This window comes from Pseudomonas sp. Tn43 (assembly GCF_014192635.1).
GTDB lineage: Bacteria > Pseudomonadota > Gammaproteobacteria > Pseudomonadales > Pseudomonadaceae > Aquipseudomonas.
In genome coordinates, this window is record NZ_JACHYG010000004.1 from 114515 (window position 1) to 140599 (window position 26085).

The 26085-nt window shown below is 57.5% G+C and carries 26 protein-coding genes; 20 read left to right on the top strand and 6 right to left on the bottom strand.

The window, feature by feature from the left end:
• Positions 1-6: 6 nt before the first annotated feature.
• The 20 genes from rnpA (at position 7) to glmS (ending at position 20139) form a co-directional block, all read left to right on the top strand.
• The gene (rnpA, locus tag FHW68_RS12210; protein WP_218228034.1) at positions 7-408 is read left to right on the top strand and encodes a ribonuclease P protein component; all 402 of its coding nucleotides are present in this window, start codon (positions 7-9) and stop codon (positions 406-408) included.
• Positions 401-646, top strand: a complete 246-nt coding sequence (yidD, locus tag FHW68_RS12215; RefSeq protein ID WP_052966011.1) for a membrane protein insertion efficiency factor YidD — start codon at positions 401-403, stop codon at positions 644-646. The genes rnpA and yidD overlap by 8 nt, the downstream gene beginning before the upstream one ends.
• Before the next feature lie 2 nt (positions 647-648).
• Positions 649-2337, top strand: a complete 1689-nt coding sequence (yidC, locus tag FHW68_RS12220; protein WP_095632766.1) for a membrane protein insertase YidC — start codon at positions 649-651, stop codon at positions 2335-2337.
• A 79-nt stretch (positions 2338-2416) separates the two neighbouring features.
• Entirely contained in the window at positions 2417-3787 is a 1371-nt protein-coding gene (mnmE, locus tag FHW68_RS12225) for a tRNA uridine-5-carboxymethylaminomethyl(34) synthesis GTPase MnmE (RefSeq protein ID WP_095632767.1), read from the top strand.
• A gap of 551 nt (positions 3788-4338) precedes the next feature.
• Positions 4339-6237 carry a tRNA uridine-5-carboxymethylaminomethyl(34) synthesis enzyme MnmG gene (gene mnmG, locus FHW68_RS12230; protein WP_183680561.1) on the top strand — a complete coding sequence of 633 codons (1899 nt, stop codon included), beginning with the start codon at positions 4339-4341 and terminating at the stop codon, positions 6235-6237.
• Positions 6234-6878 carry a 16S rRNA (guanine(527)-N(7))-methyltransferase RsmG gene (gene rsmG, locus FHW68_RS12235; RefSeq protein ID WP_095632769.1) on the top strand — a complete coding sequence of 215 codons (645 nt, stop codon included), beginning with the start codon at positions 6234-6236 and terminating at the stop codon, positions 6876-6878. Before mnmG ends, rsmG begins: the two co-directional genes overlap by 4 nt.
• Positions 6879-6896: 18 nt before the next feature.
• Positions 6897-7694, top strand: coding sequence for a ParA family protein (locus tag FHW68_RS12240; protein WP_007934331.1), 798 nt, complete (start codon positions 6897-6899; stop codon positions 7692-7694).
• Between the two features lie 9 nt (positions 7695-7703).
• The gene (locus tag FHW68_RS12245; protein ID WP_095632770.1) at positions 7704-8576 is read left to right on the top strand and encodes a ParB/RepB/Spo0J family partition protein; all 873 of its coding nucleotides are present in this window, start codon (positions 7704-7706) and stop codon (positions 8574-8576) included.
• A 148-nt stretch (positions 8577-8724) separates the two neighbouring features.
• Positions 8725-9132 (top strand): F0F1 ATP synthase subunit I, encoded by a 408-nt coding sequence (locus FHW68_RS12250; RefSeq protein ID WP_007903021.1) that lies wholly within the window; start codon positions 8725-8727, stop codon positions 9130-9132.
• Positions 9133-9148: 16 nt separating this feature from the next.
• Positions 9149-10018 carry a F0F1 ATP synthase subunit A gene (gene atpB, locus FHW68_RS12255; RefSeq protein WP_095632772.1) on the top strand — a complete coding sequence of 290 codons (870 nt, stop codon included), beginning with the start codon at positions 9149-9151 and terminating at the stop codon, positions 10016-10018.
• Between the two features lie 135 nt (positions 10019-10153).
• Positions 10154-10411, top strand: a complete 258-nt coding sequence (gene atpE, locus FHW68_RS12260; protein WP_003097235.1) for a F0F1 ATP synthase subunit C — start codon at positions 10154-10156, stop codon at positions 10409-10411.
• A 58-nt stretch (positions 10412-10469) separates the two neighbouring features.
• Positions 10470-10940, top strand: a complete 471-nt coding sequence (locus FHW68_RS12265; RefSeq protein ID WP_095632773.1) for a F0F1 ATP synthase subunit B — start codon at positions 10470-10472, stop codon at positions 10938-10940.
• Between the two features lie 12 nt (positions 10941-10952).
• On the top strand, positions 10953-11489 hold the full coding sequence (locus FHW68_RS12270; protein WP_095632774.1) for a F0F1 ATP synthase subunit delta: 537 nt from the start codon (positions 10953-10955) through the stop codon (positions 11487-11489).
• A gap of 21 nt (positions 11490-11510) precedes the next feature.
• Positions 11511-13055 (top strand): F0F1 ATP synthase subunit alpha, encoded by a 1545-nt coding sequence (atpA, locus tag FHW68_RS12275; protein WP_007969905.1) that lies wholly within the window; start codon positions 11511-11513, stop codon positions 13053-13055.
• Between the two features lie 50 nt (positions 13056-13105).
• Entirely contained in the window at positions 13106-13966 is an 861-nt protein-coding gene (gene atpG, locus FHW68_RS12280) for a F0F1 ATP synthase subunit gamma (RefSeq protein ID WP_007934344.1), read from the top strand.
• 27 nt (positions 13967-13993) lie between these two features.
• A complete protein-coding gene (gene atpD, locus FHW68_RS12285) occupies positions 13994-15370 on the top strand; it encodes a F0F1 ATP synthase subunit beta (protein ID WP_007969907.1) in 1377 nt (458 codons plus the stop codon).
• A gap of 45 nt (positions 15371-15415) precedes the next feature.
• On the top strand, positions 15416-15841 hold the full coding sequence (locus tag FHW68_RS12290; protein ID WP_007903037.1) for a F0F1 ATP synthase subunit epsilon: 426 nt from the start codon (positions 15416-15418) through the stop codon (positions 15839-15841).
• 116 nt (positions 15842-15957) lie between these two features.
• Entirely contained in the window at positions 15958-17325 is a 1368-nt protein-coding gene (gene glmU, locus FHW68_RS12295; protein WP_183680563.1) for a bifunctional UDP-N-acetylglucosamine diphosphorylase/glucosamine-1-phosphate N-acetyltransferase GlmU, read from the top strand.
• Positions 17326-17528: 203 nt separating this feature from the next.
• Positions 17529-18305 (top strand): DeoR/GlpR family DNA-binding transcription regulator, encoded by a 777-nt coding sequence (locus FHW68_RS12300; protein WP_095632776.1) that lies wholly within the window; start codon positions 17529-17531, stop codon positions 18303-18305.
• A gap of 1 nt (position 18306) precedes the next feature.
• Positions 18307-20139 carry a glutamine--fructose-6-phosphate transaminase (isomerizing) gene (glmS, locus tag FHW68_RS12305; RefSeq protein WP_183680565.1) on the top strand — a complete coding sequence of 611 codons (1833 nt, stop codon included), beginning with the start codon at positions 18307-18309 and terminating at the stop codon, positions 20137-20139.
• Between the two features lie 79 nt (positions 20140-20218).
• Here glmS and FHW68_RS12310 read toward each other — a convergent pair whose 3' ends face one another.
• Genes FHW68_RS12310 through FHW68_RS12335 form a run of 6 tightly spaced genes read right to left on the bottom strand, consistent with a single transcriptional unit; the run spans position 20219 to position 25957 of the window.
• Entirely contained in the window at positions 20219-21151 is a 933-nt protein-coding gene (locus FHW68_RS12310; RefSeq protein WP_095632778.1) for a phosphatidate cytidylyltransferase, read from the bottom strand.
• 1 nt (position 21152) lies between these two features.
• On the bottom strand, positions 21153-21773 hold the full coding sequence (locus FHW68_RS12315; protein WP_095632779.1) for a 1-acyl-sn-glycerol-3-phosphate acyltransferase: 621 nt from the start codon (positions 21771-21773) through the stop codon (positions 21153-21155).
• An 11-nt stretch (positions 21774-21784) separates the two neighbouring features.
• Positions 21785-22240 (bottom strand): hypothetical protein, encoded by a 456-nt coding sequence (locus tag FHW68_RS12320; RefSeq protein WP_183680567.1) that lies wholly within the window; start codon positions 22238-22240, stop codon positions 21785-21787.
• Positions 22230-23540 carry a phosphatase PAP2/dual specificity phosphatase family protein gene (locus tag FHW68_RS12325; RefSeq protein ID WP_183680973.1) on the bottom strand — a complete coding sequence of 437 codons (1311 nt, stop codon included), beginning with the start codon at positions 23538-23540 and terminating at the stop codon, positions 22230-22232. The genes FHW68_RS12320 and FHW68_RS12325 overlap by 11 nt, the downstream gene beginning before the upstream one ends.
• Entirely contained in the window at positions 23537-25294 is a 1758-nt protein-coding gene (locus FHW68_RS12330) for a bifunctional alpha/beta hydrolase/class I SAM-dependent methyltransferase (protein ID WP_183680569.1), read from the bottom strand. The genes FHW68_RS12325 and FHW68_RS12330 overlap by 4 nt, the downstream gene beginning before the upstream one ends.
• Positions 25295-25333: 39 nt before the next feature.
• Entirely contained in the window at positions 25334-25957 is a 624-nt protein-coding gene (locus tag FHW68_RS12335) for a CDP-alcohol phosphatidyltransferase family protein (RefSeq protein WP_095632783.1), read from the bottom strand.
• Positions 25958-26085: the final 128 nt, after the last annotated feature.

Below are 26085 nucleotides of genomic sequence, written 5' to 3' on the forward strand. Positions count from 1 at the left end.
CTGGAGGTGAGTCAGGACTTCAGTCGGGAAAAGCGTCTGCTGACCCCCCGGCATTTCAAGGCAGTCTTTGACTCCCCTACCGGCAAGGTTCCGGGGAAAAATCTCCTGCTCCTTGCGCGCAATAACGATCTTGATCACCCCCGTCTCGGGCTGGTTATCGGGAAAAAGAGCGTAAAGCTCTCCGTCGAGCGCAATCGCCTCAAACGTCTGATGCGCGAATCGTTTCGCCTGAACCAGGATTTACTGGTCGGTTGGGACATCGTTATCGTCGCGCGCAAAGGTTTGGGTGACGTAGAAAGCCCCGAATTGATTCAGCATTTCGACAAACTCTGGAAACGTCTGGCACGCAGCAAGCCGGTACCAGCAGTCAAAACCGAAACTGCAGGGGTAGACAGCACCGATGCGTAAACTGGCACTCGTTCCGATCCAGTTTTATCGCTATGCCATCAGTCCCCTGATGGCCAGTCACTGTCGTTTCTACCCCAGTTGTTCCTGCTACGCGTATGAAGCCATAGAAAATCATGGCCTTCTGCGCGGTGGCTGGCTGACCTTTCGTCGTTTAGGTCGCTGTCATCCGTGGAATCCCGGTGGTTATGACCCGGTTCCATCTATCCCTACCTCCCGTTCTTCTTCGATGGCCGAGTAATCATGGATATCAAACGCACGATCCTGATCGTCGCCCTGGCAATCGTGTCCTACGTTATGGTTCTTAAATGGAACCAGGACTATGGCCAGGCTGCCCTGCCGACTCAGAATGTTGCTTCCAGTACTACCGCACCGGGTCTACCGGATACGGCGACTGGCAATAATGCTTCTGTCAGTGACGACATTCCACGCGCCACAAGCGATACCAGTGCAACTGCACCTGCTGAAACACCAGTAGCTGCAAGCAAAGACCTCATCCAGATCAAAACGGATGTGCTCAACCTGGCAATCGATCCACAAGGTGGTGATGTTGCCCAGTTGACGTTGCCGCTGTATCCACGTCGCCAGGATCATCCGGATATTCCATTCCAGCTGTTTGATAATGGCAACGAGCGGACGTATCTGGCTCAGAGCGGGCTGATTGGCACCAACGGTCCGGACGCAAGTCCTGCCGGTCGTCCGGTTTATTCCTCCGAGAAGAAGGTTTATCAACTGGCTGACGGTCAGGACCAATTGGTCGTAGACCTGAAGTTCAGCAAGGACGGCGTCAACTACATCAAGCGTTTCACGCTCAAACGTGGCCTGTACGACGTAACCGTTTCCTACTTGATCGACAACCAGAGCGCTCAGCCCTGGTCCGGTGCCATGTTCGCGCAATTGAAGCGTGATGCCAGCTCCGATCCTTCTTCCAGCACCGCCACCGGCACCGCGACTTACCTGGGCGCCGCCCTGTGGACAAGTAACGAGCCGTACAAGAAAGTGTCGATGAGCGACATGGACAAGGCTCAGCTGAAAGAAACCGTTACAGGTGGTTGGGTTGCCTGGTTGCAACACTACTTTGTGACTGCATGGATTCCGGTCAAGGGCGAAAACAACATCGTCCAGACCCGTAAAGACAGCAAAGGCAACTACATCATCGGCTACACCGCCCCGGCAATGACTGTCGCGCCAGGTGCAAAAGCCGAAACCAGCGCCGTTCTGTACGCAGGTCCGAAAAGCCAGGCTGTCCTGAAAGAGTTGTCCCCAGGTCTGGAACTGACCGTCGATTACGGCATTCTGTGGTTCATTGCCCAGCCAATCTTCTGGTTGCTGCAACATATCCACGCGCTGGTCGGTAACTGGGGCTGGTCGATCATCTTCCTGACCATGCTGATCAAGGGGATTTTCTTCCCTCTGTCGGCTGCCAGCTACAAATCCATGGCGCGCATGCGTGCAGTGGCACCGAAACTGGCTGCGCTGAAAGAGCAACATGGCGACGACCGGCAGAAAATGTCGCAAGCCATGATGGAGCTGTACAAGAAAGAGAAGATCAATCCGCTGGGTGGCTGCTTGCCAATCCTGGTGCAGATGCCGGTTTTCCTTTCGCTGTACTGGGTTCTGCTGGAAAGCGTGGAAATGCGCCAGGCGCCGTTCATGCTGTGGATTACTGACCTGTCGATCAAGGATCCGTTCTTCATTCTGCCGATCATCATGGGCGCAACCATGTTCATCCAGCAGCAGTTGAACCCGACTCCTCCGGATCCGATGCAGGCGAAGGTCATGAAAATGATGCCAATCATCTTCACTTTCTTCTTCCTGTGGTTCCCGGCAGGTCTGGTGCTGTACTGGGTAGTGAACAACGTATTGTCGATCGCCCAACAGTGGTACATCACGCGTAAGATCGAAGCGGCTACCAAAAAAGCCGAGGCGTAACTTACTCTGTGGATAACCACTCAAAACGCCCCCTAGTGGGGCGTTTTGCTATCTGTCACTTTTGTCTGGATACCGGTTTATGAGCGTTCCTCGCGAAACCATCGCCGCCGTCGCCACCGCTCAAGGTCGCGGGGGTGTGGGCATTGTCCGTATTTCCGGGCCGCTGGCGAGTCTGGCGGCCAAGGCCATCAGCGGTCGCGAACTGAAACCGCGGTTTGCCCATTACGGCCCATTTTTCAGTGCAAACGAAGAGGTGCTGGACGAAGGCATCGCGCTTTATTTTCCGGGGCCAAACTCGTTCACCGGCGAAGATGTGCTTGAACTGCAGGGTCACGGCGGGCCGATCGTTCTGGATATGTTGCTCAAGCGTTGCCTGGAACTGGGCTGTCGCCTGGCCCGGCCGGGGGAATTCAGCGAGCGCGCGTTCCTTAACGACAAGCTCGATCTGGCTCAGGCCGAAGCCATTGCCGACCTGATCGAGGCAAGTTCCGCGCAGGCGGCACGAAACGCCCTGCGTTCGTTGCAAGGTGCGTTTTCCCAGCGTGTGCATAACCTCACTGAGCAACTGATAGGCCTGCGTATTTACGTCGAAGCAGCCATCGACTTCCCGGAAGAAGAAATCGACTTCCTCGCCGATGGCCATGTCCTGAGCATGCTCGACAAAGTGCGCGACGAATTATCCACAGTGCTGCGTGAGGCCGGGCAGGGGGCCTTGTTGCGTGACGGCATGACCGTGGTGATCGCCGGCCGGCCGAATGCCGGCAAGTCCAGCCTGCTGAATGCCTTGGCCGGGCGTGAAGCCGCAATCGTGACTGAGATTGCCGGTACGACCCGGGATATTCTTCGCGAACATATCCACATCGATGGCATGCCGTTGCACGTGGTCGACACTGCCGGCTTGCGCGATACCGATGATCAGGTGGAAAAAATTGGCGTCGAACGGGCATTGAAAGCCATCGGTGAGGCCGATCGGGTCTTGCTGGTGGTCGATGCCACGGCTCCCGAGGCTCTTGATCCCTTTGCCTTGTGGCCTGAATTTCTCGAAACCCGCCCGGACCCGGCAAAAGTTACCCTTATCCGCAACAAGGCTGATCTGACAGGGGAAGCCATCGCTCTGGAAGTCAGTGGCGATGGCCACGTCACCATCAGTCTCAGTGCCAAATCTGCCGGCATGGGATTGGAACTGTTACGCGAACATCTCAAGGCCTGCATGGGTTACGAGCAGACCTCCGAAAGCAGCTTCAGTGCTCGCAGGCGTCACCTTGAGGCACTGCGTCATGCGAGCGCGTCGCTTGAGCACGGTCGTGCGCAACTGACATTAGCGGGTGCCGGTGAACTGCTGGCCGAAGATTTACGGCAGGCGCAGCACTCTTTGGGCGAAATCACCGGCGCATTCAGCTCCGATGATCTGCTGGGAAGGATCTTTTCCAGCTTCTGTATCGGTAAATAGCTCCTTCAGCTGTTCACAGACAGGCCATTGAGGCCTGTCTGTCCTCTCCTTTTCTGAAATTTTCCTTCAGTGCCGAGCAGATTCTTTGCTTGAGCGGATTTCCCTTGCCCGGAATTTGCCCGTTCGGCGGCTTTCCTGTGGATTAAGCCCTGTGAATAAGTGTCGCTAAGGGCAGTTGATAACAGGGCCTCAAAACTGAAGATAACCGCCTCTGTGGATAACCACCCCTTTCATCCACAGGCTTACACCGGTTATCCAAGGGCCTCATTGACACATGACCACAGGGTTTTGAATCTCTGTACATATTGAAAATAAAGGGCTGTATCAATCTATCCACAGAAAGGTGGTTCAGTAGAAATAAACATAAAAACAAAGATTTAATAAATTTCTCTCTTTTTAATTTCTATAACCTCGACTTCTCCACAGCTGGTTAAATTTTGTGCAAAGGGTTCTTTAGGAAGGGCGAAGTCCCTATACTTGCCGACCAGGTCCAAAAACCTGAGATCAAACTATTTCCGGATTACCTGACTGAAGCAGGCACGAGGTGCGTGGTGGATTTCCCTTCCCGTTTTGAAGTGATCGTCATCGGCGGCGGTCATGCCGGTACCGAGGCAGCACTTGCATCAGCACGTATGGGGGCAAAAACCCTGTTGCTGACGCATAACGTGGAAACCCTCGGTGCCATGAGTTGCAACCCCGCCATTGGCGGGATCGGCAAAAGCCATCTGGTTAAAGAAATCGATGCCCTCGGCGGCGCGATGGCCATGGCTACCGATAAAGGTGGTATTCAGTTTCGCGTATTGAACAGCCGCAAAGGCCCTGCCGTGCGTGCAACCCGCGCTCAGGCCGATCGGGTTTTGTACAAGGCCGCTGTCCGCGAAGCTCTGGAAAACCAGCCGAACCTGTGGATATTTCAACAAGCTGCGGATGATCTGATTGTCGAGCAGGAACAAGTACGCGGTGTTGTCACCCAAATGGGCCTGCGTTTCTTCGCCGATTCCGTGGTCTTGACCACCGGCACCTTCCTCGGTGGACTTATCCACATCGGCATGCAGAATTATTCCGGCGGTCGCGCCGGTGATCCGCCATCGATTGCCCTCGCGCATCGTCTGCGTGAACTGCCATTGCGTGTCGGTCGCCTGAAAACCGGTACACCGCCACGTATCGACGGTCGCACTGTGGATTTCTCGGTGATGACCGAGCAAGCGGGGGATACGCCGATTCCGGTGATGTCGTTCATGGGCTCCAAAGAGCAGCATCCGCAACAGGTCAGCTGCTGGATTACCCACACCAACGCCCGTACCCACGAAATCATTGCTTCGAACCTTGATCGTTCGCCGATGTATTCCGATGCGGGGTTGATCGAAGGCATCGGTCCGCGTTATTGCCCATCGATCGAAGACAAGATCCACCGTTTTGCTGACAAGGAAAGTCACCAGGTCTTCATCGAGCCGGAAGGTTTGACCACCCATGAGCTGTACCCGAACGGGATATCCACATCCCTGCCGTTCGACGTGCAATTGCAGATCGTGCAATCGATCCGCGGCATGGAAAACGCACACATCGTTCGTCCGGGCTACGCCATCGAATACGACTACTTCGACCCGCGTGACCTGAAGTACAGCCTGGAAACCAAAGTGATTGGCGGTCTGTTCTTCGCCGGGCAAATCAACGGCACCACCGGTTACGAAGAAGCTGGCGCCCAAGGTTTGCTGGCCGGAGCCAACGCCGCCCTGCGTGCTCAGGGCAAAGATGCCTGGTGCCCGCGTCGCGACGAAGCGTACATCGGCGTTCTGGTCGATGACCTGATTACCCTGGGAACCCAGGAACCGTACCGGATGTTCACGTCCCGCGCCGAATACCGTTTGATCCTGCGCGAAGACAACGCCGACCTGCGCCTGACCGAAAAAGGTCGCGAATTGGGTCTGGTGGATGACGTGCGTTGGGCTGCGTTCTGCAAGAAACGCGAAAGCATCGATCTGGAAGAGCAACGCCTGAAAAGTACCTGGGTTCGCCCGGGCACCGAGCAGGGCGATGCGATTTCCGAGAAGTTCGGCACGCCGCTGACCCACGAATACAATTTGCTCAACCTGCTGAGCCGTCCGGAAATCGACTACGCTGGTCTGATCGCCGTGACCGGTGGGGGCGCAGAAGATCCACAAGTCGCCGAACAGGTCGAAATCAAGACCAAATACGCCGGTTACATTGATCGTCAACAGGATGAAATCGCGCGCCTGCGGGCCAGCGAAGACACCAAATTGCCTGTGGATATCGATTACACGAACATCTCCGGTCTCTCGAAAGAGATCCAGAGCAAGCTCGGCGCGACCCGTCCAGAGACCCTGGGCCAGGCGTCGCGTATTCCGGGCGTGACCCCGGCAGCGATTTCGCTGTTGATGATTCATTTGAAAAAACGCGGCGCGGGCCGTCAGTTGGAGCAAAGCGCTTGAGTTCGTTGGTCACCTCGCAACACGCCGAAGAGTTATCCACAGGTGCTCGCCAGCTCGGTGTCAACCTGACGGACGCCCAGCATGCACAGCTGCTGGGTTATCTGGCCCTGTTGATAAAATGGAACAAGGCCTACAACCTCACGGCCGTGCGTGATCCGGACGAAATGGTTTCCCGGCATTTGCTCGATAGCCTGAGCGTTATGTCCTTCATCGAAAACGGCCGCTGGCTGGATGTGGGCAGTGGCGGCGGCATGCCCGGGATTCCCCTGGCGATCCTGTTTCCCGAGTCGCAAGTGACCTGCCTGGACAGTAACGGCAAGAAAACCCGCTTCCTGACCCAGGTCAAACTCGAACTCAAACTGGATAACCTGCAAGTTATCCACAGTCGCGTTGAAGCCTTCCAGCCTGAACAGCCATTCAACGGGATTATTTCCCGTGCGTTCAGCAGCATGGAGAACTTCAGCAACTGGACACGCCATTTGGGCGATACCGAAACACGTTGGCTGGCAATGAAGGGCGTTCATCCTGCTGATGAGCTGGTAGCATTGCCGGCAGACTTCCACCTCGATAGCGAACACGCCCTGGCCGTACCCGGTTGCCAAGGCCAACGCCATCTGCTGATACTGCGCCGCAGGGCATGATTGGGAACACAAGCAAGAATGGCTAAGGTATTCGCGATAGCGAACCAGAAGGGTGGTGTGGGCAAGACCACCACCTGCATCAACCTCGCAGCTTCCCTGGTCGCTACCAAGCGTCGGGTGCTGTTGATCGATCTTGATCCACAGGGCAACGCCACCATGGGTAGCGGTGTGGATAAACACGGCCTGGAAAATTCGGTCTACGACCTGCTGATCGGAGAATGCGATCTGGCCCAGGCCATGCACTATTCCGAACACGGTGGTTACCAGTTGCTGCCGGCCAACCGCGACCTGACGGCGGCCGAAGTGGTTCTGCTGGAAATGCAGATGAAGGAAAGCCGTCTGCGCAGTGCGTTGGCGCCGATCCGGGAAAACTACGATTACATTTTGATCGACTGCCCGCCGTCGCTGTCGATGTTGACGCTCAATGCGCTGGTTGCCGCCGACGGGGTGATTATCCCCATGCAGTGCGAGTACTTCGCGCTCGAAGGGTTGAGCGACCTTGTGGATAACATCAAGCGCATCGCCGAACTGCTAAACCCGAACCTGAAAGTCGAAGGCCTGTTGCGGACCATGTACGACCCGCGCCTGAGCCTGATGAACGACGTATCGGCGCAGCTCAAGGAACACTTCGGCGATCAGCTCTACGACACCGTCATTCCACGCAACATCCGTCTGGCCGAAGCGCCCAGCTATGGCATGCCGGCGCTGGCGTATGACAAATCATCGCGGGGCGCGATTGCCTATCTGGCATTGGCGGGCGAGATGGTTCGCCGTCAGCGCAAAAACTCACGCACCGCCGCTGCTCAGGCAACTTAAGGAATCCCCATGGCCGTCAAGAAACGAGGTCTCGGACGTGGACTGGATGCACTGCTGAGTGGTCCGACCGTCAGCTCGCTGGAAGAGCAAGCGGTACAAGCCGACCAGCGTGAGCTGCAGCACCTGCCCCTGGACCTGATCCAGCGTGGCAAGTACCAGCCGCGTCGGGACATGGATCCGCAAGCGCTGGAGGAGCTGGCGCAGTCGATCAGGGCCCAGGGCGTGATGCAGCCGATCGTGGTTCGCCCGATCGGCAGCGGGCGCTTCGAAATCATCGCCGGCGAACGCCGCTGGCGCGCCAGCCAGCAGGCTGGCCAGGAAACCATCCCGGCGATGGTTCGCGATGTGCCGGATGAAACCGCCATCGCCATGGCGCTGATCGAAAACATCCAGCGCGAAGACCTCAATCCGATCGAAGAAGCGGTGGCCTTGCAGCGTTTGCAGCAGGAATTCCAGCTGACTCAACAACAAGTGGCCGAGGCTGTGGGTAAATCCCGCGTCACCGTCGCCAATCTGTTGCGTCTGATTACGCTGCCGGAAGTCATCAAAACCATGCTGTCTCATGGCGATCTGGAAATGGGTCATGCCCGAGCCTTGCTTGGTTTGCCGGAAAATCAACAAGTTGAAGGGGCGCGACACGTTGTCGCACGGGGGCTGACCGTACGCCAGACTGAAGCACTGGTTCGCCAGTGGTTGAGTGACAAACCGGAGCCTGTTGAACCTGCAAAACCGGACCCGGATATCGCCCGGCTCGAGCAGCGTCTGGCCGAGCGCCTAGGCTCTGCGGTGCAGATCCGCCATGGAAAGAAGGGTAAGGGGCAGCTGGTGATCGGCTACAACTCTCTTGATGAACTTCAAGGTGTGCTCGCACACATCCGCTGAAACAATTCCTCATGTAGCGTGAAGTCGGAAATCACTACCTGACAGTTGAATAGGGGCAGAACCGCCCCTATACTCTGCGCGCATTTTGTCGGCACAAATTATGCCAAGTTATTGAATTCTGGCAGCCGACCATTGGGGAGCAAAAGAGATGGAAAACCGCACGCCAGACCGCTTGCCGTTCCATCGCCTGGCAGTTTTTCCGGTGTTAATGGCTCAATTTGTCGTTTTGCTGATCGCTGCTTTGGCGCTCTGGCAATGGCATGGAGTCGTTGCCGGGTACTCGGGACTCTGCGGAGGCCTGATAGCCTTGCTTCCCAATATTTATTTCGCTCACAGGGCATTCCGGTTTTCCGGTGCCCGAGCAGCTCAAGCCATCGTCCGGTCTTTTTATGCCGGCGAGGCGGGCAAACTGATTTTGACGGCAGTGCTGTTTGCATTGACGTTCGCAGGTGTGAAGCCATTGGCGCCGTTAGCAGTATTCGGCGTCTTCGTGCTGACCCAACTGGTTAGCTGGTTCGCTCCCCTGCTAATGAGAACAAGACTTTCGAGACCTTAGGGCGTTTGAGGCAACCATGGCAGAGACAACCGCTTCGGGCTATATCCAGCACCACTTGCAGAACCTGACCTTCGGTCAGCACCCAACCGGCGGGTGGGGTTTTGCCCACACCGCAGCAGAAGCCAAAGAAATGGGCTTCTGGGCTTTCCACGTCGATACACTCGGCTGGTCGGTCGCATTGGGTCTGATTTTCGTTTTTCTTTTCCGCATGGCGGCAAAGAAGGCGACTTCCGGTCAGCCTGGTGCTTTGCAGAACTTCGTTGAAGTATTGGTCGAATTCGTCGATGGCAGCGTGAAAGACAGCTTCCATGGCCGTAGCCCGGTGATTGCACCGTTGGCGCTGACCATCTTCGTCTGGGTCTTCCTGATGAACGCCGTCGACCTGATTCCGGTTGACTGGATTCCTCAAGTGGCCATGTTGATCTCCGGCGATTCGCACATTCCGTTCCGCGCCGTATCGACCACCGACCCGAACGCTACCCTGGGCATGGCCCTGTCGGTATTCGCGTTGATCATTTTCTACAGCATCAAGGTCAAGGGCATCGGCGGTTTCATCGGCGAACTGACCCTGCACCCGTTCGGCAGCAAGAACATCTTCGTTCAAGCCCTGCTGATTCCGGTGAACTTCCTGCTTGAATTCGTGACTCTGATTGCCAAGCCGATCTCGTTGGCACTGCGTCTGTTCGGCAACATGTATGCCGGTGAACTGGTCTTCATTCTGATTGCTGTGATGTTCGGCAGCGGTCTGCTCTGGCTCAGCGGCCTGGGCGTAGTTCTGCAGTGGGCGTGGGCTGTGTTCCACATCCTGATCATCACCCTGCAGGCGTTTATCTTCATGATGCTGACCATCGTTTACCTGTCGATGGCGCACGAACAGAACCATTAAGACCAGTCTCAGACTGGTCTGATGTCCCACCCGGTAACACGGGTGGGTGCCCGAACAGGGCTATGAAACGATTTGTTTTACCCGCTTTAAAATCTAAAAAACCTAAACCATACGACGTAAAAGTCGGGAGGAAAGATGGAAACTGTAGTTGGTCTAACCGCTATCGCTGTTGCACTGTTGATCGGCCTGGGCGCACTGGGTACCGCAATTGGTTTCGGCCTGTTGGGCGGCAAGTTCCTGGAAGGCGCTGCGCGTCAGCCAGAAATGGTTCCAATGCTGCAAGTCAAAATGTTCATCGTTGCCGGTCTGCTCGACGCCGTAACCATGATCGGTGTTGGTATCGCTCTGTTCTTCACCTTTGCGAACCCGTTCGTTGGTCAGATCGCTGGCTAATTACTCGGATCTTCCGGGTAATTTGGTGTGATGGACAACGTAACTGCGAGGTGTTGGCGTGAACATTAATGCGACCCTGATTGGCCAGTCCGTTGCGTTCCTGATTTTTGTACTGTTCTGCATGAAGTTCGTATGGCCTCCGGTCATTACGGCTCTGCACGAACGTCAAAAGAAGATCGCTGATGGTCTGGACGCTGCCAGCCGTGCAGCTCGCGACCTGGAGTTGGCCCAAGAGAAAGCGGGTCAGCAACTGCGCGAAGCGAAAGCTCAGGCAGCTGAAATCATCGAGCAAGCCAAGAAACGCGGTACCCAGATTGTCGACGAAGCCCGTGAACAGGCTCGCGTCGAAGCTGACCGTGTGAAGGCTCAGGCTCAAGCCGAGATCGAACAGGAACTGAACAGCGTCAAAGACGCGCTGCGCGCCCAAGTGGGTAGCCTGGCCGTTGGCGGTGCTTCGAAGATCCTGGGTGCCACAATCGATCAAAACGCGCACGCAGAGCTGGTTAACCAACTGGCTGCTGAAATCTAAGCGAGGGCGATCATGGCAGAACTGACCACGTTGGCCCGACCTTACGCTAAGGCGGCCTTCGAGCACGCTCAGGCCCACCAGCAACTGGCCAATTGGTCAGCCATGCTCGGCCTGGCTGCAGCGGTGTCGGAAGACGACATCATGCAGCGCGTGCTCAAGGCCCCGCGACTGACGAGCGCAGAAAAGGCCGCCACGTTTATTGACGTGTGCGGCGACAAGTTTGATGTCAAGGCACAGAACTTCATCAACGTCGTTGCCGAAAACGACCGTCTCCCGCTGTTGCCGGAGATCGCCGCTCTGTTCGACCTGTACAAGGCAGAACAAGAGAAATCGGTAGACGTTGAAGTCACCAGTGCTTTCGCATTGAACCAAGAACAGCAAGACAAACTCGCCAAGGTTCTCAGTGCACGACTCAACCGGGAAGTGCGCCTGCAAGTCGAGGAAGACTCATCCCTTATTGGGGGTGTTGTCATCCGCGCCGGCGACCTGGTTATCGATGGCTCGATTCGCGGCAAAATCGCGAAACTTGCCGAAGCATTGAAATCTTGAGTTTGAAGGGGCAGCAGAGCAATGCAGCAACTCAATCCTTCCGAAATAAGTGAAATTATCAAGGGCCGCATCGACAAGCTCGATGTGACCTCCCAAGCCCGTAACGAAGGCACTGTCGTCAGCGTATCTGACGGCATCGTGCGGATTCACGGTCTGGCCGACGTCATGTACGGCGAGATGATCGAGTTTCCGGGCGGCGTCTTCGGCATGGCCCTCAACCTGGAGCAAGACTCTGTAGGTGCCGTAGTATTGGGCGCATACCAGACTCTGGCTGAAGGCATGAGCGCCAAGTGCACCGGCCGCATCCTGGAAGTTCCGGTTGGTAAGGAACTGCTGGGTCGCGTAGTCGACGCACTGGGTAACCCAGTTGACGGCAAGGGTCCGCTGAACAACACCGAGACCGACGCGGTCGAGAAAGTTGCTCCAGGCGTGATCTGGCGTAAATCGGTAGACCAGCCTGTACAGACTGGCTACAAGGCTGTCGATGCCATGATCCCTGTCGGCCGTGGCCAGCGTGAGCTGATCATCGGTGACCGTCAGATCGGTAAAACCGCTCTGGCGATCGACGCGATCATCAACCAGAAAGACAGCGGCATTTTCTGCGTCTACGTAGCCATCGGTCAGAAACAATCGACCATCGCTAACGTGGTTCGCAAGCTGGAAGAAAACGGTGCACTGGCTAACACCATCATCGTAGCGGCGAGCGCTTCGGAATCTGCAGCACTGCAGTTCCTGGCACCGTACTCCGGTTGCACCATGGGCGAATACTTCCGCGACCGCGGTGAAGACGCGCTGATCGTTTATGACGATCTGTCCAAGCAAGCAGTGGCTTACCGCCAGATTTCCCTGCTGCTGCGCCGTCCACCAGGCCGTGAAGCTTACCCAGGCGACGTGTTCTATCTCCACTCCCGTCTGCTGGAGCGCGCATCCCGCGTTTCGGAAGAGTACGTAGAGAAGTTCACCAACGGCGCAGTGACCGGCAAAACCGGTTCCCTGACCGCATTGCCGATCATCGAAACCCAGGCTGGCGACGTTTCCGCGTTCGTTCCGACCAACGTGATTTCCATCACCGACGGTCAGATCTTCCTGGAATCGGCCATGTTCAACTCGGGCATCCGTCCTGCAGTGAACGCCGGTGTTTCGGTATCCCGTGTGGGTGGTGCCGCTCAGACCAAGATCATCAAGAAGCTCTCCGGTGGTATCCGTACCGCTCTGGCTCAGTACCGTGAACTGGCGGCATTCGCCCAGTTCGCTTCTGACCTGGACGAAGCGACCCGTAAGCAACTTGAGCATGGTCAGCGCGTTACCGAGCTGATGAAGCAGAAGCAATACGCGCCAATGTCGATCGCCGACATGTCGCTGTCGCTGTATGCCGCTGAGCGTGGGTTCCTGACCGACGTTGAAATCGCCAAGATCGGCAGCTTCGAACAAGCGCTGATTGCTTACTTCAACCGCGATCACGCCGACTTGATGGCGAAGATCAACGTGAAGGGTGACTTCAATGACGAAATCGATGGCGGCCTGAAAGCCGGTATCGAGAAGTTCAAGGCCACCCAAACCTGGTAAGCCGCAGCGGGAGCCTAGCGGCTCCCGCTTGCTAACCTGATAGGTGTTACATGGCAGGCGCAAAAGAGATTCGCAGTAAGATTGCGAGCATCAAAAGCACGCAAAAAATTACCAGCGCCATGGAAAAAGTGGCGGTCAGCAAAATGCGCAAGGCACAAATGCGCATGGCTGCTAGCCGTCCTTATGCGGAGCGCATCCGCCAGGTTATTGGCCATCTGGCCAACGCTAACCCGGAATATCGCCACCCGTTCATGATCGACCGTGAAGTAAAGCGCGTCGGTTATGTCGTTGTGAGCAGTGACCGTGGTCTGTGTGGTGGCTTGAACACCAACCTGTTCAAGGCTTTGGTCAAGGACATGGCGGTAAACCGCGAAAACGGCGTCGAGATCGATCTGTGTGTCGTTGGTAGCAAGGGTGCGGCTTTCTTCCGCAACTTCGGCGGTAACGTCGTTGCAGCTATCAGCCACCTGGGTGAAGAGCCGTCGATCAATGATCTGATCGGCAGCGTCAAGGTGATGCTGGATGCCTACCTGGACGGCCGGATTGACCGCCTGTCCGTGGTGTCCAACAAGTTCATCAACACCATGACGCAACAGCCTACCGTGGAGCAGTTGATTCCACTGGTGGCAACCCCGGATCAAGAACTCAAGCACCACTGGGACTATCTCTACGAACCGGATGCCAAGGAGCTGCTCGATGGCTTGATGGTCCGTTACGTTGAGTCGCAGGTCTACCAGGCGGTGGTCGAGAACAACGCGGCTGAACAAGCTGCGCGGATGATCGCAATGAAGAACGCTACCGACAACGCCGGTGATTTGATCAGCGATTTGCAGCTGGTCTACAACAAGGCGCGTCAGGCTGCGATCACCCAAGAGATCTCGGAAATCGTCGGCGGCGCTGCCGCGGTTTAACGGTTCAAATATTCAGAGGATCCAGCTATGAGTAGCGGACGTATCGTTCAAATCATCGGCGCCGTTATCGACGTGGAATTTCCACGCGACAGCGTACCGAGCATCTACGACGCCTTGAAAGTTCAAGGTGCCGAAACCACTCTGGAAGTTCAGCAGCAGCTGGGCGACGGCGTGGTTCGTACCATTGCGATGGGCTCCACCGAAGGCTTGAAGCGCGGTCTGGACGTCAACAACACTGGCGCAGCCATTTCCGTACCGGTCGGTAAAGCGACCCTGGGCCGGATCATGGACGTACTGGGCAACCCGATCGACGAAGCTGGCCCGATCGGCGAAGAAGAGCGTTGGGGCATTCACCGCCCTGCGCCAACCTTCGCTGAACAAGCCGGTGGCAACGAGCTGCTGGAAACAGGCATCAAGGTTATCGACCTGGTTTGCCCGTTCGCCAAGGGCGGTAAAGTCGGTCTGTTCGGTGGTGCCGGTGTAGGCAAGACCGTGAACATGATGGAACTGATCCGTAACATCGCCATCGAGCACAGCGGTTATTCCGTGTTCGCCGGTGTGGGTGAGCGTACTCGTGAGGGTAACGACTTCTACCACGAGATGAAGGATTCCAACGTTCTGGACAAAGTGGCACTGGTTTACGGTCAGATGAACGAGCCGCCGGGAAACCGTCTGCGCGTAGCACTGACCGGCCTGACCATGGCCGAGAAGTTCCGTGACGAAGGTAACGACGTTCTGCTGTTCGTCGACAACATCTATCGTTACACCCTGGCCGGTACTGAAGTATCCGCACTGCTGGGCCGTATGCCTTCGGCAGTAGGTTACCAGCCGACCCTGGCTGAAGAGATGGGCGTGCTGCAAGAGCGCATCACTTCGACCAAGCAAGGTTCGATTACTTCGATCCAGGCGGTATACGTACCAGCGGACGACTTGACCGACCCGTCGCCAGCGACCACCTTCGCCCACTTGGACGCCACCGTCGTTCTGTCCCGTGACATCGCTTCCCTGGGTATCTACCCGGCGGTAGATCCACTGGACTCGACTTCGCGTCAGCTGGACCCGAACGTGATCGGCAACGACCACTACGAAACCGCTCGCGGTGTTCAGTACGTGCTGCAGCGTTACAAAGAACTGAAGGACATCATTGCGATCCTGGGTATGGACGAGCTGTCGGAAGCCGACAAGCAGTTGGTAAACCGTGCTCGTAAGATCCAGCGTTTCTTGTCGCAGCCGTTCTTCGTGGCTGAAGTCTTCACCGGTGCTTCGGGTAAATACGTTTCCCTGAAAGACACCATTGCTGGCTTCAAAGGCATCCTCAACGGTGACTACGACCACCTGCCAGAACAAGCGTTCTACATGGTCGGCGGCATCGAAGAAGCGATCGAGAAAGCCAAGAAACTGTAATCCCGGCGCCCGGCAACGGGCGCTAATTTAGGTTGAGGCAATCAGATGGCTATGACAGTCCATTGCGATATCGTCAGCGCGGAAGGGGAAATATTTTCCGGCCTGGTCGAGATGGTGGTTGCGCACGGTGCACTGGGTGATCTTGGTATCGCTCTGGGTCACGCGCCGCTGATCACCAATCTCAAGCCGGGCCCGATCCGACTGATCAAGCAGGGCGGGGAAGAGGAGGTGTATTACATCTCCGGTGGTTTCCTCGAGGTTCAGCCGAACATGGTCAAGGTTCTTGCCGACACCGTGCAACGTGCTGCCGACCTGGATGAAGCCTCCGCTCGGGAAGCAGTTCAGGCTGCCGAGAAGGCCCTGCATGACAAAGGCGCAGAGTTCGATTACGGAGCTGCTGCCGCACGTCTGGCCGAGGCTGCAGCTCAGCTGCGCACCGTCCAGCAGATCCGCAAGAAGTTCGGTCACTAATCGGCCATCGACTTATTGCGCGATTGATTAAAAAGGGTAGCCTCGGCTACCCTTTTTTCTTTTCTGACTTTTATCACCCGGTCGCAGCCGCTGACCCCCAGGATTAGTAGCCTGTCATGTCTCTTGAAATCGTTATCCTCGCTGCCGGCCAAGGCACGCGCATGCGTTCGGCCTTGCCAAAAGTTCTGCACCCGGTTGCCGGTAACTCAATGCTTAGCCATGTTATCCACACCGCCCGGCAACTTGATCCACAACGCATTCATGTGGTGATCGGCCATGGCGCTGAAGTGGTGCGCGAGCGTCTGGGCGCCGATGACCTGAATTTCGTCCTGCAGGATCAACAGCTGGGTACCGGACATGCGGTGGCCCAGGCTGTCCCGTTCATCAAGTCCGACACCGTGCTGATTCTGTACGGTGACGTACCGTTGATTGAAGTGGAAACCCTGCAACGTCTGCTCAAACTGGCTCAACCGCAGCAATTGGGCTTGTTGACTGTCGAGCTGGATGACCCGACGGGTTACGGCCGCATCGTTCGCGATGCCGCCGGTAAGGTTGCCGCCATCGTCGAGCATAAAGACACCAACGAGATTGAACGTGCGATCACCGAAGGCAATACCGGCATTCTGGCGCTGCCTTTCGAACGTTTGGGTGATTGGGTGAGTCGCCTCTCCAATAACAATGCCCAAGGTGAGTACTACCTGACCGACGTGATCGCCATGGCGGTCAGTGATGGTCTGGTGGTGGCCACTGAACACCCTCATGACACCATGGAAGTGCAGGGCGCCAACGATCGCAAGCAGCTAGCCGAACTTGAGCGTCATTATCAGTTGCGCATGGCGCGTCATTTGATGGCTCAAGGCGTGACGTTGCGCGACCCGGCGCGTTTCGATGTGCGTGGCGAAGTTACCATTGGTCGCGATGTGCTGATCGACATCAACGTGATCCTCGAAGGCAAAGTCGTCATCGAGGACGACGTGGTGATTGGTCCGAACTGCGTGATCAAAGACAGCACCCTGCGCAAAGGCGTAGTGATCAAGGCCAACAGCCATATCGAGGGCGCAATATTGGGTGAAGGCAGCGATGCCGGCCCATTCGCTCGTTTGCGTCCCGGCACGGTGCTGGAAGCTCGTGCGCATGTGGGTAACTTCGTTGAACTGAAGAACGCCCACATGGGCGAAGGCGCCAAGGCCGGTCACTTGACGTATCTGGGCGATGCCCAGATTGGTGCGCGCACCAACATCGGCGCAGGCACCATCACCTGTAACTACGATGGGGCGAACAAGTGGAAAACCGTGTTGGGCGAAGATGTATTCATCGGCTCCAACAATTCGTTGGTCGCGCCTGTGGATATCTCAGCGGGTGCAACCACGGCGGCGGGTTCGACCATTACCCAGAATGTGGATAAGGCTCAGTTGGCGGTGGGTCGGGCTCGGCAGAAAAACATCGATGGCTGGAAACGGCCGGAGAAGATCAAGAAGAACTGAGTTACCCACAGCACAACGTGGTGCTCATGAGGTCGCTTTCGCGGGCAAGCCTCGCTCCTACGGAATAATCACCGTCTGTAGGAGCGAGGCTTGCCCGCGAAGCTTTTTATCCACAGATCATTTTTATCGTGTCCCGCTTGACGAAGTTTCGCTAATGGGTTTTGATTGCTTACGTTATCTTTCGAATCGAAACTTACCAGTCCATGTCAAAGCGCAACACGCCCCAACGTCGCCATAACATCCTTGCCCTGCTCAATGAGCAGGGTGAAGTCAGCGTGGATGAGCTGGCCAAGCGCTTCGAAACCTCGGAAGTTACGATTCGCAAGGACTTGGCGGCGCTTGAAAGCAACGGTCTGTTGCTGCGTCGTTACGGCGGGGCGGTCACCATGCCTCAGGAGCTGGTCGCCGATATCGGCCAACCGGTTTCCAAATACAAGCAGGCCATTGCTCGCGCCGCCGTCACGCGGATCCGCGAGCATGCGCGAATCATCATCGACAGCGGCAGCACCACCGCCGCGATGATCCCGGAACTCGGCCAACAACCGGGTTTGGTGGTGATGACCAATTCCCTGTATGTCGCCAACGCTTTAAGCGAACTCGAGCACGAGCCGGTGCTGTTGATGACCGGCGGGACCTGGGACCCGCATTCCGAGTCCTTCCAGGGTCAGGTGGCCGAGCAAGTACTACGCTCATATGACTTTGATCAGCTATTTATCGGTGCCGATGGCATCGATCTGGTGCGCGGGACCACCACCTTCAATGAATTGCTGGGCTTGAGCCGTGTCATGGCCGAGGTTGCCCGCGAAGTGATCGTGATGGTCGAGGCCGACAAGATCGGCCGCAAAATTCCCAATCTGGAGCTGCCATGGAGCAGCGTCCATACCCTCATTACCGATGATCGTCTGCCAGTTGAGGCACGCGATCAGATTCAGGCCCGCGGCATCAATTTGATTTGCGCCGCCGTCAGTCAGGAGAACTAGCATGTGTGGAATTGTCGGTGCAGTCGCAGAACGTAACGTTACCGCCATCCTGCTCGAAGGCCTCAAGCGTCTGGAATACCGTGGGTATGACAGCGCTGGTGTGGCGGTGTACACCAATGATGAAAAACTCTTGCGCACCCGTCGTCCGGGCAAGGTCAGCGAACTGGAACAGGCGCTGATCGAAGAGCCTCTGGTCGGCCGTCTGGGCATTGCCCATACCCGCTGGGCGACCCACGGCGCGCCGTGTGAGCGTAATGCTCACCCGCATTTTTCCGGGGATCTGGCGGTGGTGCACAACGGCATCATCGAGAACCATGACGCCCTGCGCCAGCAACTCCAGGCGTTGGGCCACGTGTTCTCCTCGGACACTGACACTGAAGTCATCGCGCATCTGCTGCACGAAAAACTCAAGCTGCAACCCGACCTGACAATCGCCCTGAAAGCGACCGTGAAAGAGCTGCACGGTGCTTACGGTTTGGCGGTGATCAGCGCCCTGCAACCGGATCGTCTGGTGGCGGCCCGCAGTGGCAGCCCATTGGTGATCGGTCTGGGTATGGGGGAGAATTTCCTGGCTTCCGACCAATTGGCGCTGCGTCAGGTCACCGACCGTTTCATGTACCTGGAAGAAGGCGACATCGCCGAAATTCGCCGCGACAGCGTGCAGATCTGGGACATCGATGGTGCGCTCGTCCAGCGTGAAAGCGTGCAGTACCGCGACGGTGCCGAAGCGGCTGACAAGGGCGAATTCCGCCATTACATGCTCAAGGAAATTCATGAGCAACCGGTCGTGGTACAGCGCACTCTCGAAGGTCGCCTGAGCCAAAACAAGGTGCTGGTCGAAGCATTCGGCCCCGAAGCTACCGAGCTGTTTGCCAAGGTACGCAATGTACAAATCGTCGCCTGCGGCACCAGCTATCACGCCGGCATGGTTGCCCGTTACTGGCTCGAAGAACTGGCGGGTATTCCGTGTCAGGTCGAAGTCGCCAGCGAATTCCGCTACCGCAAGGTAGTGGTGCAGCCAGATACCCTGTTCGTGAGCATCTCCCAGTCCGGTGAAACCGCCGACACCTTGGCCGCGCTGCGCAATGCCAAGGAGCTCGGTTTCCTCGCCAGCCTGGCAATCTGCAACGTCGGCATCAGCTCTCTGGTGCGTGAGTCGGACCTGACGCTGTTGACCCAGGCCGGTCGCGAAATCGGCGTGGCCTCGACCAAAGCCTTCACCACTCAACTGGTTGGCCTGCTGTTGCTGACCCTGTCCCTGGGTCAGGTTCGCGGTACGTTGGCCGAAGGTGTCGAAGCCACACTGGTCGAAGAACTGCGTCGCCTGCCGACCCGTTTGGGCGAAGCCCTGGCGATGGACAGCACCGTGGAAAAAATCGCCGAGCTGTTCGCCGAGAAGAACCACACCCTGTTCCTCGGTCGCGGTGCACAATTCCCGGTCGCGATGGAAGGGGCCCTCAAGCTCAAGGAAATCTCCTACATTCACGCGGAAGCCTATCCGGCGGGCGAACTGAAACATGGCCCGTTGGCGCTTGTGGATAACGACATGCCCGTAGTTACCGTTGCGCCAAACAACGAATTGCTGGAGAAGCTGAAATCCAACCTTCAGGAAGTCCGCGCCCGCGGCGGTGAACTGATCGTCTTCGCCGACGAACAGGCGGGCATGACCAACGGCGAAGGCACTCATGTCGTCCAGATGCCGCACATCCACAACATCCTGTCGCCGATCCTCTACACCATTCCGTTGCAGCTGCTTTCGTACTATGTGGCGGTTTTGAAGGGTACCGACGTCGATCAACCGCGTAACCTGGCGAAGTCGGTGACGGTGGAATAAGTTATCCACAAGCGATGAAATGATGAATGAAAAGACCGCAGCCTTGGCTGCGGTCTTTTTTTGAAAAAGGTCAGCTATTTCAAGTCCACCAATACCGCACAAGATGAAAGAAGATCGGTGCCGCAAAACACACTGAATCCAATCGATCCAGCATCCCGCCGTGGCCTTCGATCATGTGTCCCCAATCCTTCACGCCCCGGTCACGCTTGATTGCCGACATCACGATGCCGCCGGCAAACCCCAGCAGGTTGATCAGCAGCGCAATAAAGAACGACTGCCACGGGTTGAATGGCGTGGTCCACCACAAGGCTGCACCAATCAGCGAGGACAGCAGAACGCCGCCAACAAAGCCCTCAACGGTTTTCGATGGCGACAAAGTAGGCGCGATCTTGTGTTTGCCGAACAACTTGCCGCAGACGTACTGCAGCACGTCTGACAGCTGCACCACGATCACCAGATACGCGATCAGCAGCAGGTTTCGGCCTTCGTAACCGACGATGTCCAGGGTCAGCAGAGCGGGCACGAACGACACGCAGAACACCGCGATCATTAAGCCCCATTGCACTTTCGACGCCCGCTCGAGGAAGTGCGTGCTGTCGCCACCGAGAGACGCAAGAATTGGCAGGAGCAAAAATACGTACACCGGAATAAAGATCGAGAAAAGTCCGTACCAATCGGAATAGATCAGCAGATATTGCAGTGGCAATGCCAGATAAAACGCGGCTACCAGCGCCGGGTAGTCGCTGCGTCGGGTGGGCATGAGGGTGAGGAATTCGCGTAGCGCATAGAACGATACTGCGTAAAACAGCAGGATCACCGCGCCGGTGCCCAGCCAAAAAGCGACGCCGATCACCACCACCATCACCCACCAGGCGTTGATGCGGGCGTTGAGGTTCTCGATGACTGCATTGGGCGTGCCCCGGGTGCGCAGTTTGAGAATCAGGCCAATCAGTGAGGCCAGCACCAGGATCATGCCGATCCCGCCGAACAGCATCAGGGTTTGTCTATCCATGTCAGGAATGCTCCGGGGCGAGGGCCAGCAGTGCGTCGCGGCTGCGTGAAAGGAACTGCTCTTTGCTCTCGCCTTCGGTCAGGTGCAGGGGCGCGCCGAAACTGGTGGTACACAACAGCGGCAGTGGCAGCACTCGTCCCTTGGGCATGACTCGATTGAGGTTGGCGATCCACACCGGAATCACCTGGGCCTGTGGGTAACGTTTTGCCAAGTGGTACAGGCCGCTTTTGAACGGCAGCAAACCCTCTTCCAGATTGCGCGTGCCTTCAGGAAAGATGATCAACGAATAACCGTTCTCCAGGGCATCGAGCATGGGCTGCAAAGGGTTATCCACAGGGTTCTTGCGCTCGCGGTCGATTAGCACGCCGTTGAACACCCGGCTGATGATGTAACGGCGTAAGGCGCTCTTATTCCAATAGTCGCTGCCGGCCACCGGTCGTGTAAGTTTGCGCAGGGTGGAAGGCAGCGAGGCCCAAAGCAGCACGAAGTCGCCGTGGCTGCTGTGGTTGGCAAAATAAATGCGCTGCACGGGATTCGGCGCGCAACCCATCCACAGGCTGCGAGCGCCAGTAACGGTTCGGGCTATGGAGGTGATGAGGAAGGCGACCAAAGGTTCGAACATTAATGATTTCCTTATCCAGCGAAGGGCAGCCAAGGACTGGCCAGAATGACAGCCAAGGGTGCCAGCACTTGGGCGGCCAGCAGGACCGCCTGTTTGCGCAGCAGTTTAAGCCCCCCGCGCTGACGTTCGGTCCAGGGCCGACCGGCACGGCTGGCCGGTTGCAGGCTGAGGTTTTGCAGGGCCTGATCGAGGGCTTGAGTGCGATCTGACAAAGCGTCAGCGTCGCGGGCTATCAGAGTAAACAGGTCAGCGTCGAAGGCCACCCGCAGCGCCCAGTATTTTTGCCATAGCCCGAGGATGATCAGCCAGGCGCTGAGGATCAAGAACGGCGCCGTCGGGGTGATCAGCAGCAGTTGCAGCAGGCCGAACAACACACCCAGCAAGGTCAGCCCTGTGGATAACTGATCTAGGGCGCGGCCCCGGCGCAGCAGGCTGGCGACCACGTGCAGTTCCATATCAACCGGCATAGGCGTTCTCCAGAGCTTGGCGATGGGCCGGATGGAACACCACTTGCGGGCGTGCGGCCTGAATCATCGCCACGGCGGCATCGACAGTGGCCGCTCGACCGCTGTGCAGCAACCAGGCCGCGATAGCGGTGGCGCTGCGTGAATAGCCCAAAGCGCAGCAGACCAGCAAGGGACCTTGCTGGCGCAGGTGTTCAATGGCCTGGGCGGCGGCGAGGCATTGCTCAGCGCTGGGCGCGGTCAGGTCGAGTATCGGAACGCTTTGATAGGCGCGGCCTTTCGGGTTGAGCGGCAGCTCAGCGCATAGATCGACCACAGCTTTGAACGGCGCCAATTGCTCAGCGTCGGGAAGCCTGCCGAGCCAAACGTTATCCACAACCTCATTGGGTTGCGGATGTTTACGGGTCCAAAGCCGTGAGTTGATCCACGCCGCTGCCACGTAGGGTGCAAATAACCAACGGGCGGCCGGGCTAAGGCGGCCGTCAGCGCGTTTCTGAAACCCGGCGGCGTCCAGCAGCGTGTAGTTGAGCGCCACCAACAGCAACGCCACGGAGGGCCAGATCAGCCACAGCCATCCGCCGCGCAGGCCAAAGGCTGGAATGGCGAATATCGCCGCGCCGATGCCATAACGCAGGGCCAGGCGCCAGCGTTTCGGGTCCTTGGCCAACCGCAGGCTACTCAAAGGGCTAGGCCGATCCAGTGGCCACAACCACACGCACAGCCAGCCGGCGAGGGCGCCTGTAGGTAAGTCGATAAAGTGATGTTGATAAGTGGTCAGCACCGAAATCCCGATCAATGCGAACCAGCCGTGTACCAGCCAGCGCCACAGCCCTTGAGAGTGCCGTTGGTACATGACCCACAAAATCACCAGCAGGGCGATGTGCAGCGACGGCGCCTGATTGAACGGCTTGTCGAACCCGGCCAGCACCGCGAACAGCCAGCCGAACACTCCATCCAGTTCAGGCCGTTCGAAGGTGAAGCGCAGCGGCCATAACAGGAAACAACTGATAGAGATCACTTGAGCACTCAGCAGGCGCAAGGCGTGGCGCTTGAGTTCATGGCGACTATCGGGCAGCAGCAGCGAAAAACCGTACAGCAGATCAATCGTCCAGTAGGGGACGATGGTCCAGGCCCAGAAGGGCATGGCGCTTTCCCAATCGAAAACGAAGGTGGCGACATCGCTGCGCTGGGCCGTGACCCACGTGGCAAAGCCGTAGCTGGCGAAAAACAGCGGTGCCAGCACCAGCAACCAGAGCACGGCGGGCTTCAGCAAACCCGGCTCTCTCGGGGCAGCCCCCATCATTGCACCCGTTGCGCGAGGGACACGGTGAAGATCCCCCATTCATCCACTCGCTGGGTGATTTTGCGAAAACCCGCTGCTTCCACCAGTTGATCCATTTCCGCCTGGCTGCGCCGACGCATCACCCACGCCTGGCCTTGACGGTGGCTGGTGAGGACGCGGGCGATCAGTTCCAGTTGCGGGTGCCAGGGTTGACCGGTGTAGACCAGATAGCCACCGGGCTCCACGGCCTCCGCCAGGCCCGCCAGAGAGCCGCCGACCAGTGCATTGTCGGCAAACAGTTCATACAACCCGGACACAACCGCCAGTGTCGGCTTTGGGTCCAGTGCCGCCAGGTCGGCGCGGTCGAACGCGTCGCCTTTCACGAACTGCGCGATGTCTCCAAGGCCCTTATCACGAATCAGCGCACCACCGTCACGCACATTGATGTCGCTGTAATCGCGCAACAGTATCGATTCCGGTAGCGGGCTGACGCCTTGCAAGGCTTCAAGAATGTAGCGGCCGTGACCGGCGGCGATGTCGACGATGCGCACCGGTCGGCCTTCTTCACGCAGCTTGGCCATGGTCAGGCGCAGCAACTCTTCGACGTTGAGTTTGCGCTGGCGAATGCCGCGCCAGCCAATGGAATTCAGGTAATTTTGATCAATCATCCGCCCGAGCCCGCCCTTGCCGGTGGGCTGGTTGCGGTACACGTAATCCAGAGTGCTGCCGGAGTCGAAACCGGTGTCGAAGCCCAGCTTTACCCCGTCGGACAGTCGGCTGCCCAGGCGCATGCTGGCGCGGGTCATGCGCCAGTACAGGTCGCGCATCGAGTTGTGCGGCAGCGGGGCAGCGAGGGATTCGGATTCCGCGCAGGTTAGGCCGATCTTGTCGGCATTGAGCAGCGAGGCGCGGTCCAGCGGGTATTCAAAGTTTTGCAGGATAAAGCGTTTGGCGCTGGCTACGGCCACGGCGCGATCACGTTCCCCAAGCGTGTCGTGGTAGAAACCCGGGAGAATGTGTTTTTCCTTTTTCAGGCTGCCCAAGCGTTCGAAAAACTGTTCCTGGGGTTTGCGGTGGACCACAAAGTCCGAGCCGGAAATCAGCAGTTGGGTCGGCACTTGAATCGCCTGCGCATCGGCCACCACACGGTCGGCGGCTTCATACAAGCCGAGCAGCACATTCACTGAAATCGCCTTGGTGATCAGCGGATCGCTATCGTAAGAGGCGACGCGTTCCGGGTCGTGGCTGAGGAACTTGGCCTTGACGTAGCTGTTGACGAAAAAGTTGCCGCGAAACTTGCGCATCAGCGCCAGGCCCGGACGAGCGAAAGGGACGTATAGCTTGACCTTGAATGCGGGCGACGCGAGCACCAGCGAGCGGATGCGCGGTGCATAGTCGTGGACCCAGGTCGAGGCAATCACCGCGCCGACGCTCTGGGCGATCACGGCCATGTTCTCTTCATCGATCTGGTGGGTCGCGTTCAGGTGATCGCAATAGGTCTGCACGTCCCGCACGCTGGTGGCGAAACTCGGGCTGTCGCCGCGAGCGCCCGGCGATTGACCATGACCGCGGGCGTCCCAGGCAAAGAAGTCGAACGCTGGCAGGTCCAGTTCATCCACCAAGTGAGCGATACGCCCCGAGTGTTCATGGCCGCGATGAAACAGCAGCACTGCCTTGCGCGGTTCGCCCGAATTACCCGCCGTGGCCGGCCAATGGCGGTAGAACAGTTCAACGCCGTCGTGGGTAGTGAAGGTCTTATTCTGAGTTTCACGCATTGCACTTTCCTTATGCTTGAGGAGCCTTACGCTGAGGCTTTATGCCGAGGGAGCGTTTTCCTGCACTTCTTTCAGGCCCAGGCGGACCCGGTTGACCAAGGTGTAAGCCAGCAGGACGGCGACCACCGCAAACACAACGTTAATCCACAACGCGTTGATCCAGCCGATGGCAATGCCGGTGGCCAAGGCGCCCAGTGCAAACGCGCGATCGCTCTTGCCCATCGGGCCGTCATATCGCCGCGATGCGCCGACCATCGGCCCGAGGACGCCGCTGTATTCGCTGAACAATGCCAGCAGCGTGACCAACAGCACAATCAACACGCTCACGTCGGGAATCAGGGCGAAAGGCAGGATCAGCGCGCTGTCGGCAACGATATCGCACAGTTCATTAAGATAGGCGCCGAGGCGCGACTGTTGGCCGAATTCCCGGGCCAGCATGCCGTCGATGGCGTTCAGCGCCATCCGCAGGATCATCCACACGGGAATCAGCAGAAAAACCCACAGGTGATGGGCGAAGCAAGCAATCCCGACGCCCGTCACAACCGAAATGACGCCGGCCAGCACGGTAATTTGATTGGCGGTGGTGCCGTTATCGAACAGTCGCTGAACCAGCGGTCGCAACAGATTCTGGAAGGCAGGTTTAAGTTGGTAGATGGAGGGCATCTGGATACGGTCTCAGCAATTGAAAGCGTGAACGTTCAGGGTTATACGTCACAATAATCAGAATGCCATTAAAACTGCACGGCTCATCCTCTTCCAGCGATATCCAGGTCCAATCGGGAAACATCGGC

Coding starts and splice junctions, on each gene's coding strand:
- FHW68_RS12320 (WP_183680567.1), bottom strand. CDS start 22,240: ATGCCGGTTGATATGGAACTGCACGTGGTCGCCAGCCTGCTGCGCCGG.
- glmU (WP_183680563.1), top strand. CDS start 15,958: ATGTCTCTTGAAATCGTTATCCTCGCTGCCGGCCAAGGCACGCGCATG.
- FHW68_RS12250 (WP_007903021.1), top strand. CDS start 8,725: ATGGAAAACCGCACGCCAGACCGCTTGCCGTTCCATCGCCTGGCAGTT.
- atpE (WP_003097235.1), top strand. CDS start 10,154: ATGGAAACTGTAGTTGGTCTAACCGCTATCGCTGTTGCACTGTTGATC.
- FHW68_RS12310 (WP_095632778.1), bottom strand. CDS start 21,151: ATGGATAGACAAACCCTGATGCTGTTCGGCGGGATCGGCATGATCCTG.
- FHW68_RS12300 (WP_095632776.1), top strand. CDS start 17,529: ATGTCAAAGCGCAACACGCCCCAACGTCGCCATAACATCCTTGCCCTG.
- FHW68_RS12270 (WP_095632774.1), top strand. CDS start 10,953: ATGGCAGAACTGACCACGTTGGCCCGACCTTACGCTAAGGCGGCCTTC.
- glmS (WP_183680565.1), top strand. CDS start 18,307: ATGTGTGGAATTGTCGGTGCAGTCGCAGAACGTAACGTTACCGCCATC.
- yidC (WP_095632766.1), top strand. CDS start 649: ATGGATATCAAACGCACGATCCTGATCGTCGCCCTGGCAATCGTGTCC.
- atpD (WP_007969907.1), top strand. CDS start 13,994: ATGAGTAGCGGACGTATCGTTCAAATCATCGGCGCCGTTATCGACGTG.
- atpB (WP_095632772.1), top strand. CDS start 9,149: ATGGCAGAGACAACCGCTTCGGGCTATATCCAGCACCACTTGCAGAAC.
- atpG (WP_007934344.1), top strand. CDS start 13,106: ATGGCAGGCGCAAAAGAGATTCGCAGTAAGATTGCGAGCATCAAAAGC.
- FHW68_RS12335 (WP_095632783.1), bottom strand. CDS start 25,957: ATGCCCTCCATCTACCAACTTAAACCTGCCTTCCAGAATCTGTTGCGA.
- FHW68_RS12330 (WP_183680569.1), bottom strand. CDS start 25,294: ATGCGTGAAACTCAGAATAAGACCTTCACTACCCACGACGGCGTTGAA.
- FHW68_RS12290 (WP_007903037.1), top strand. CDS start 15,416: ATGGCTATGACAGTCCATTGCGATATCGTCAGCGCGGAAGGGGAAATA.
- FHW68_RS12315 (WP_095632779.1), bottom strand. CDS start 21,773: ATGTTCGAACCTTTGGTCGCCTTCCTCATCACCTCCATAGCCCGAACC.
- FHW68_RS12240 (WP_007934331.1), top strand. CDS start 6,897: ATGGCTAAGGTATTCGCGATAGCGAACCAGAAGGGTGGTGTGGGCAAG.
- yidD (WP_052966011.1), top strand. CDS start 401: ATGCGTAAACTGGCACTCGTTCCGATCCAGTTTTATCGCTATGCCATC.
- FHW68_RS12325 (WP_183680973.1), bottom strand. CDS start 23,540: ATGATGGGGGCTGCCCCGAGAGAGCCGGGTTTGCTGAAGCCCGCCGTG.
- atpA (WP_007969905.1), top strand. CDS start 11,511: ATGCAGCAACTCAATCCTTCCGAAATAAGTGAAATTATCAAGGGCCGC.
- FHW68_RS12245 (WP_095632770.1), top strand. CDS start 7,704: ATGGCCGTCAAGAAACGAGGTCTCGGACGTGGACTGGATGCACTGCTG.
- mnmE (WP_095632767.1), top strand. CDS start 2,417: ATGAGCGTTCCTCGCGAAACCATCGCCGCCGTCGCCACCGCTCAAGGT.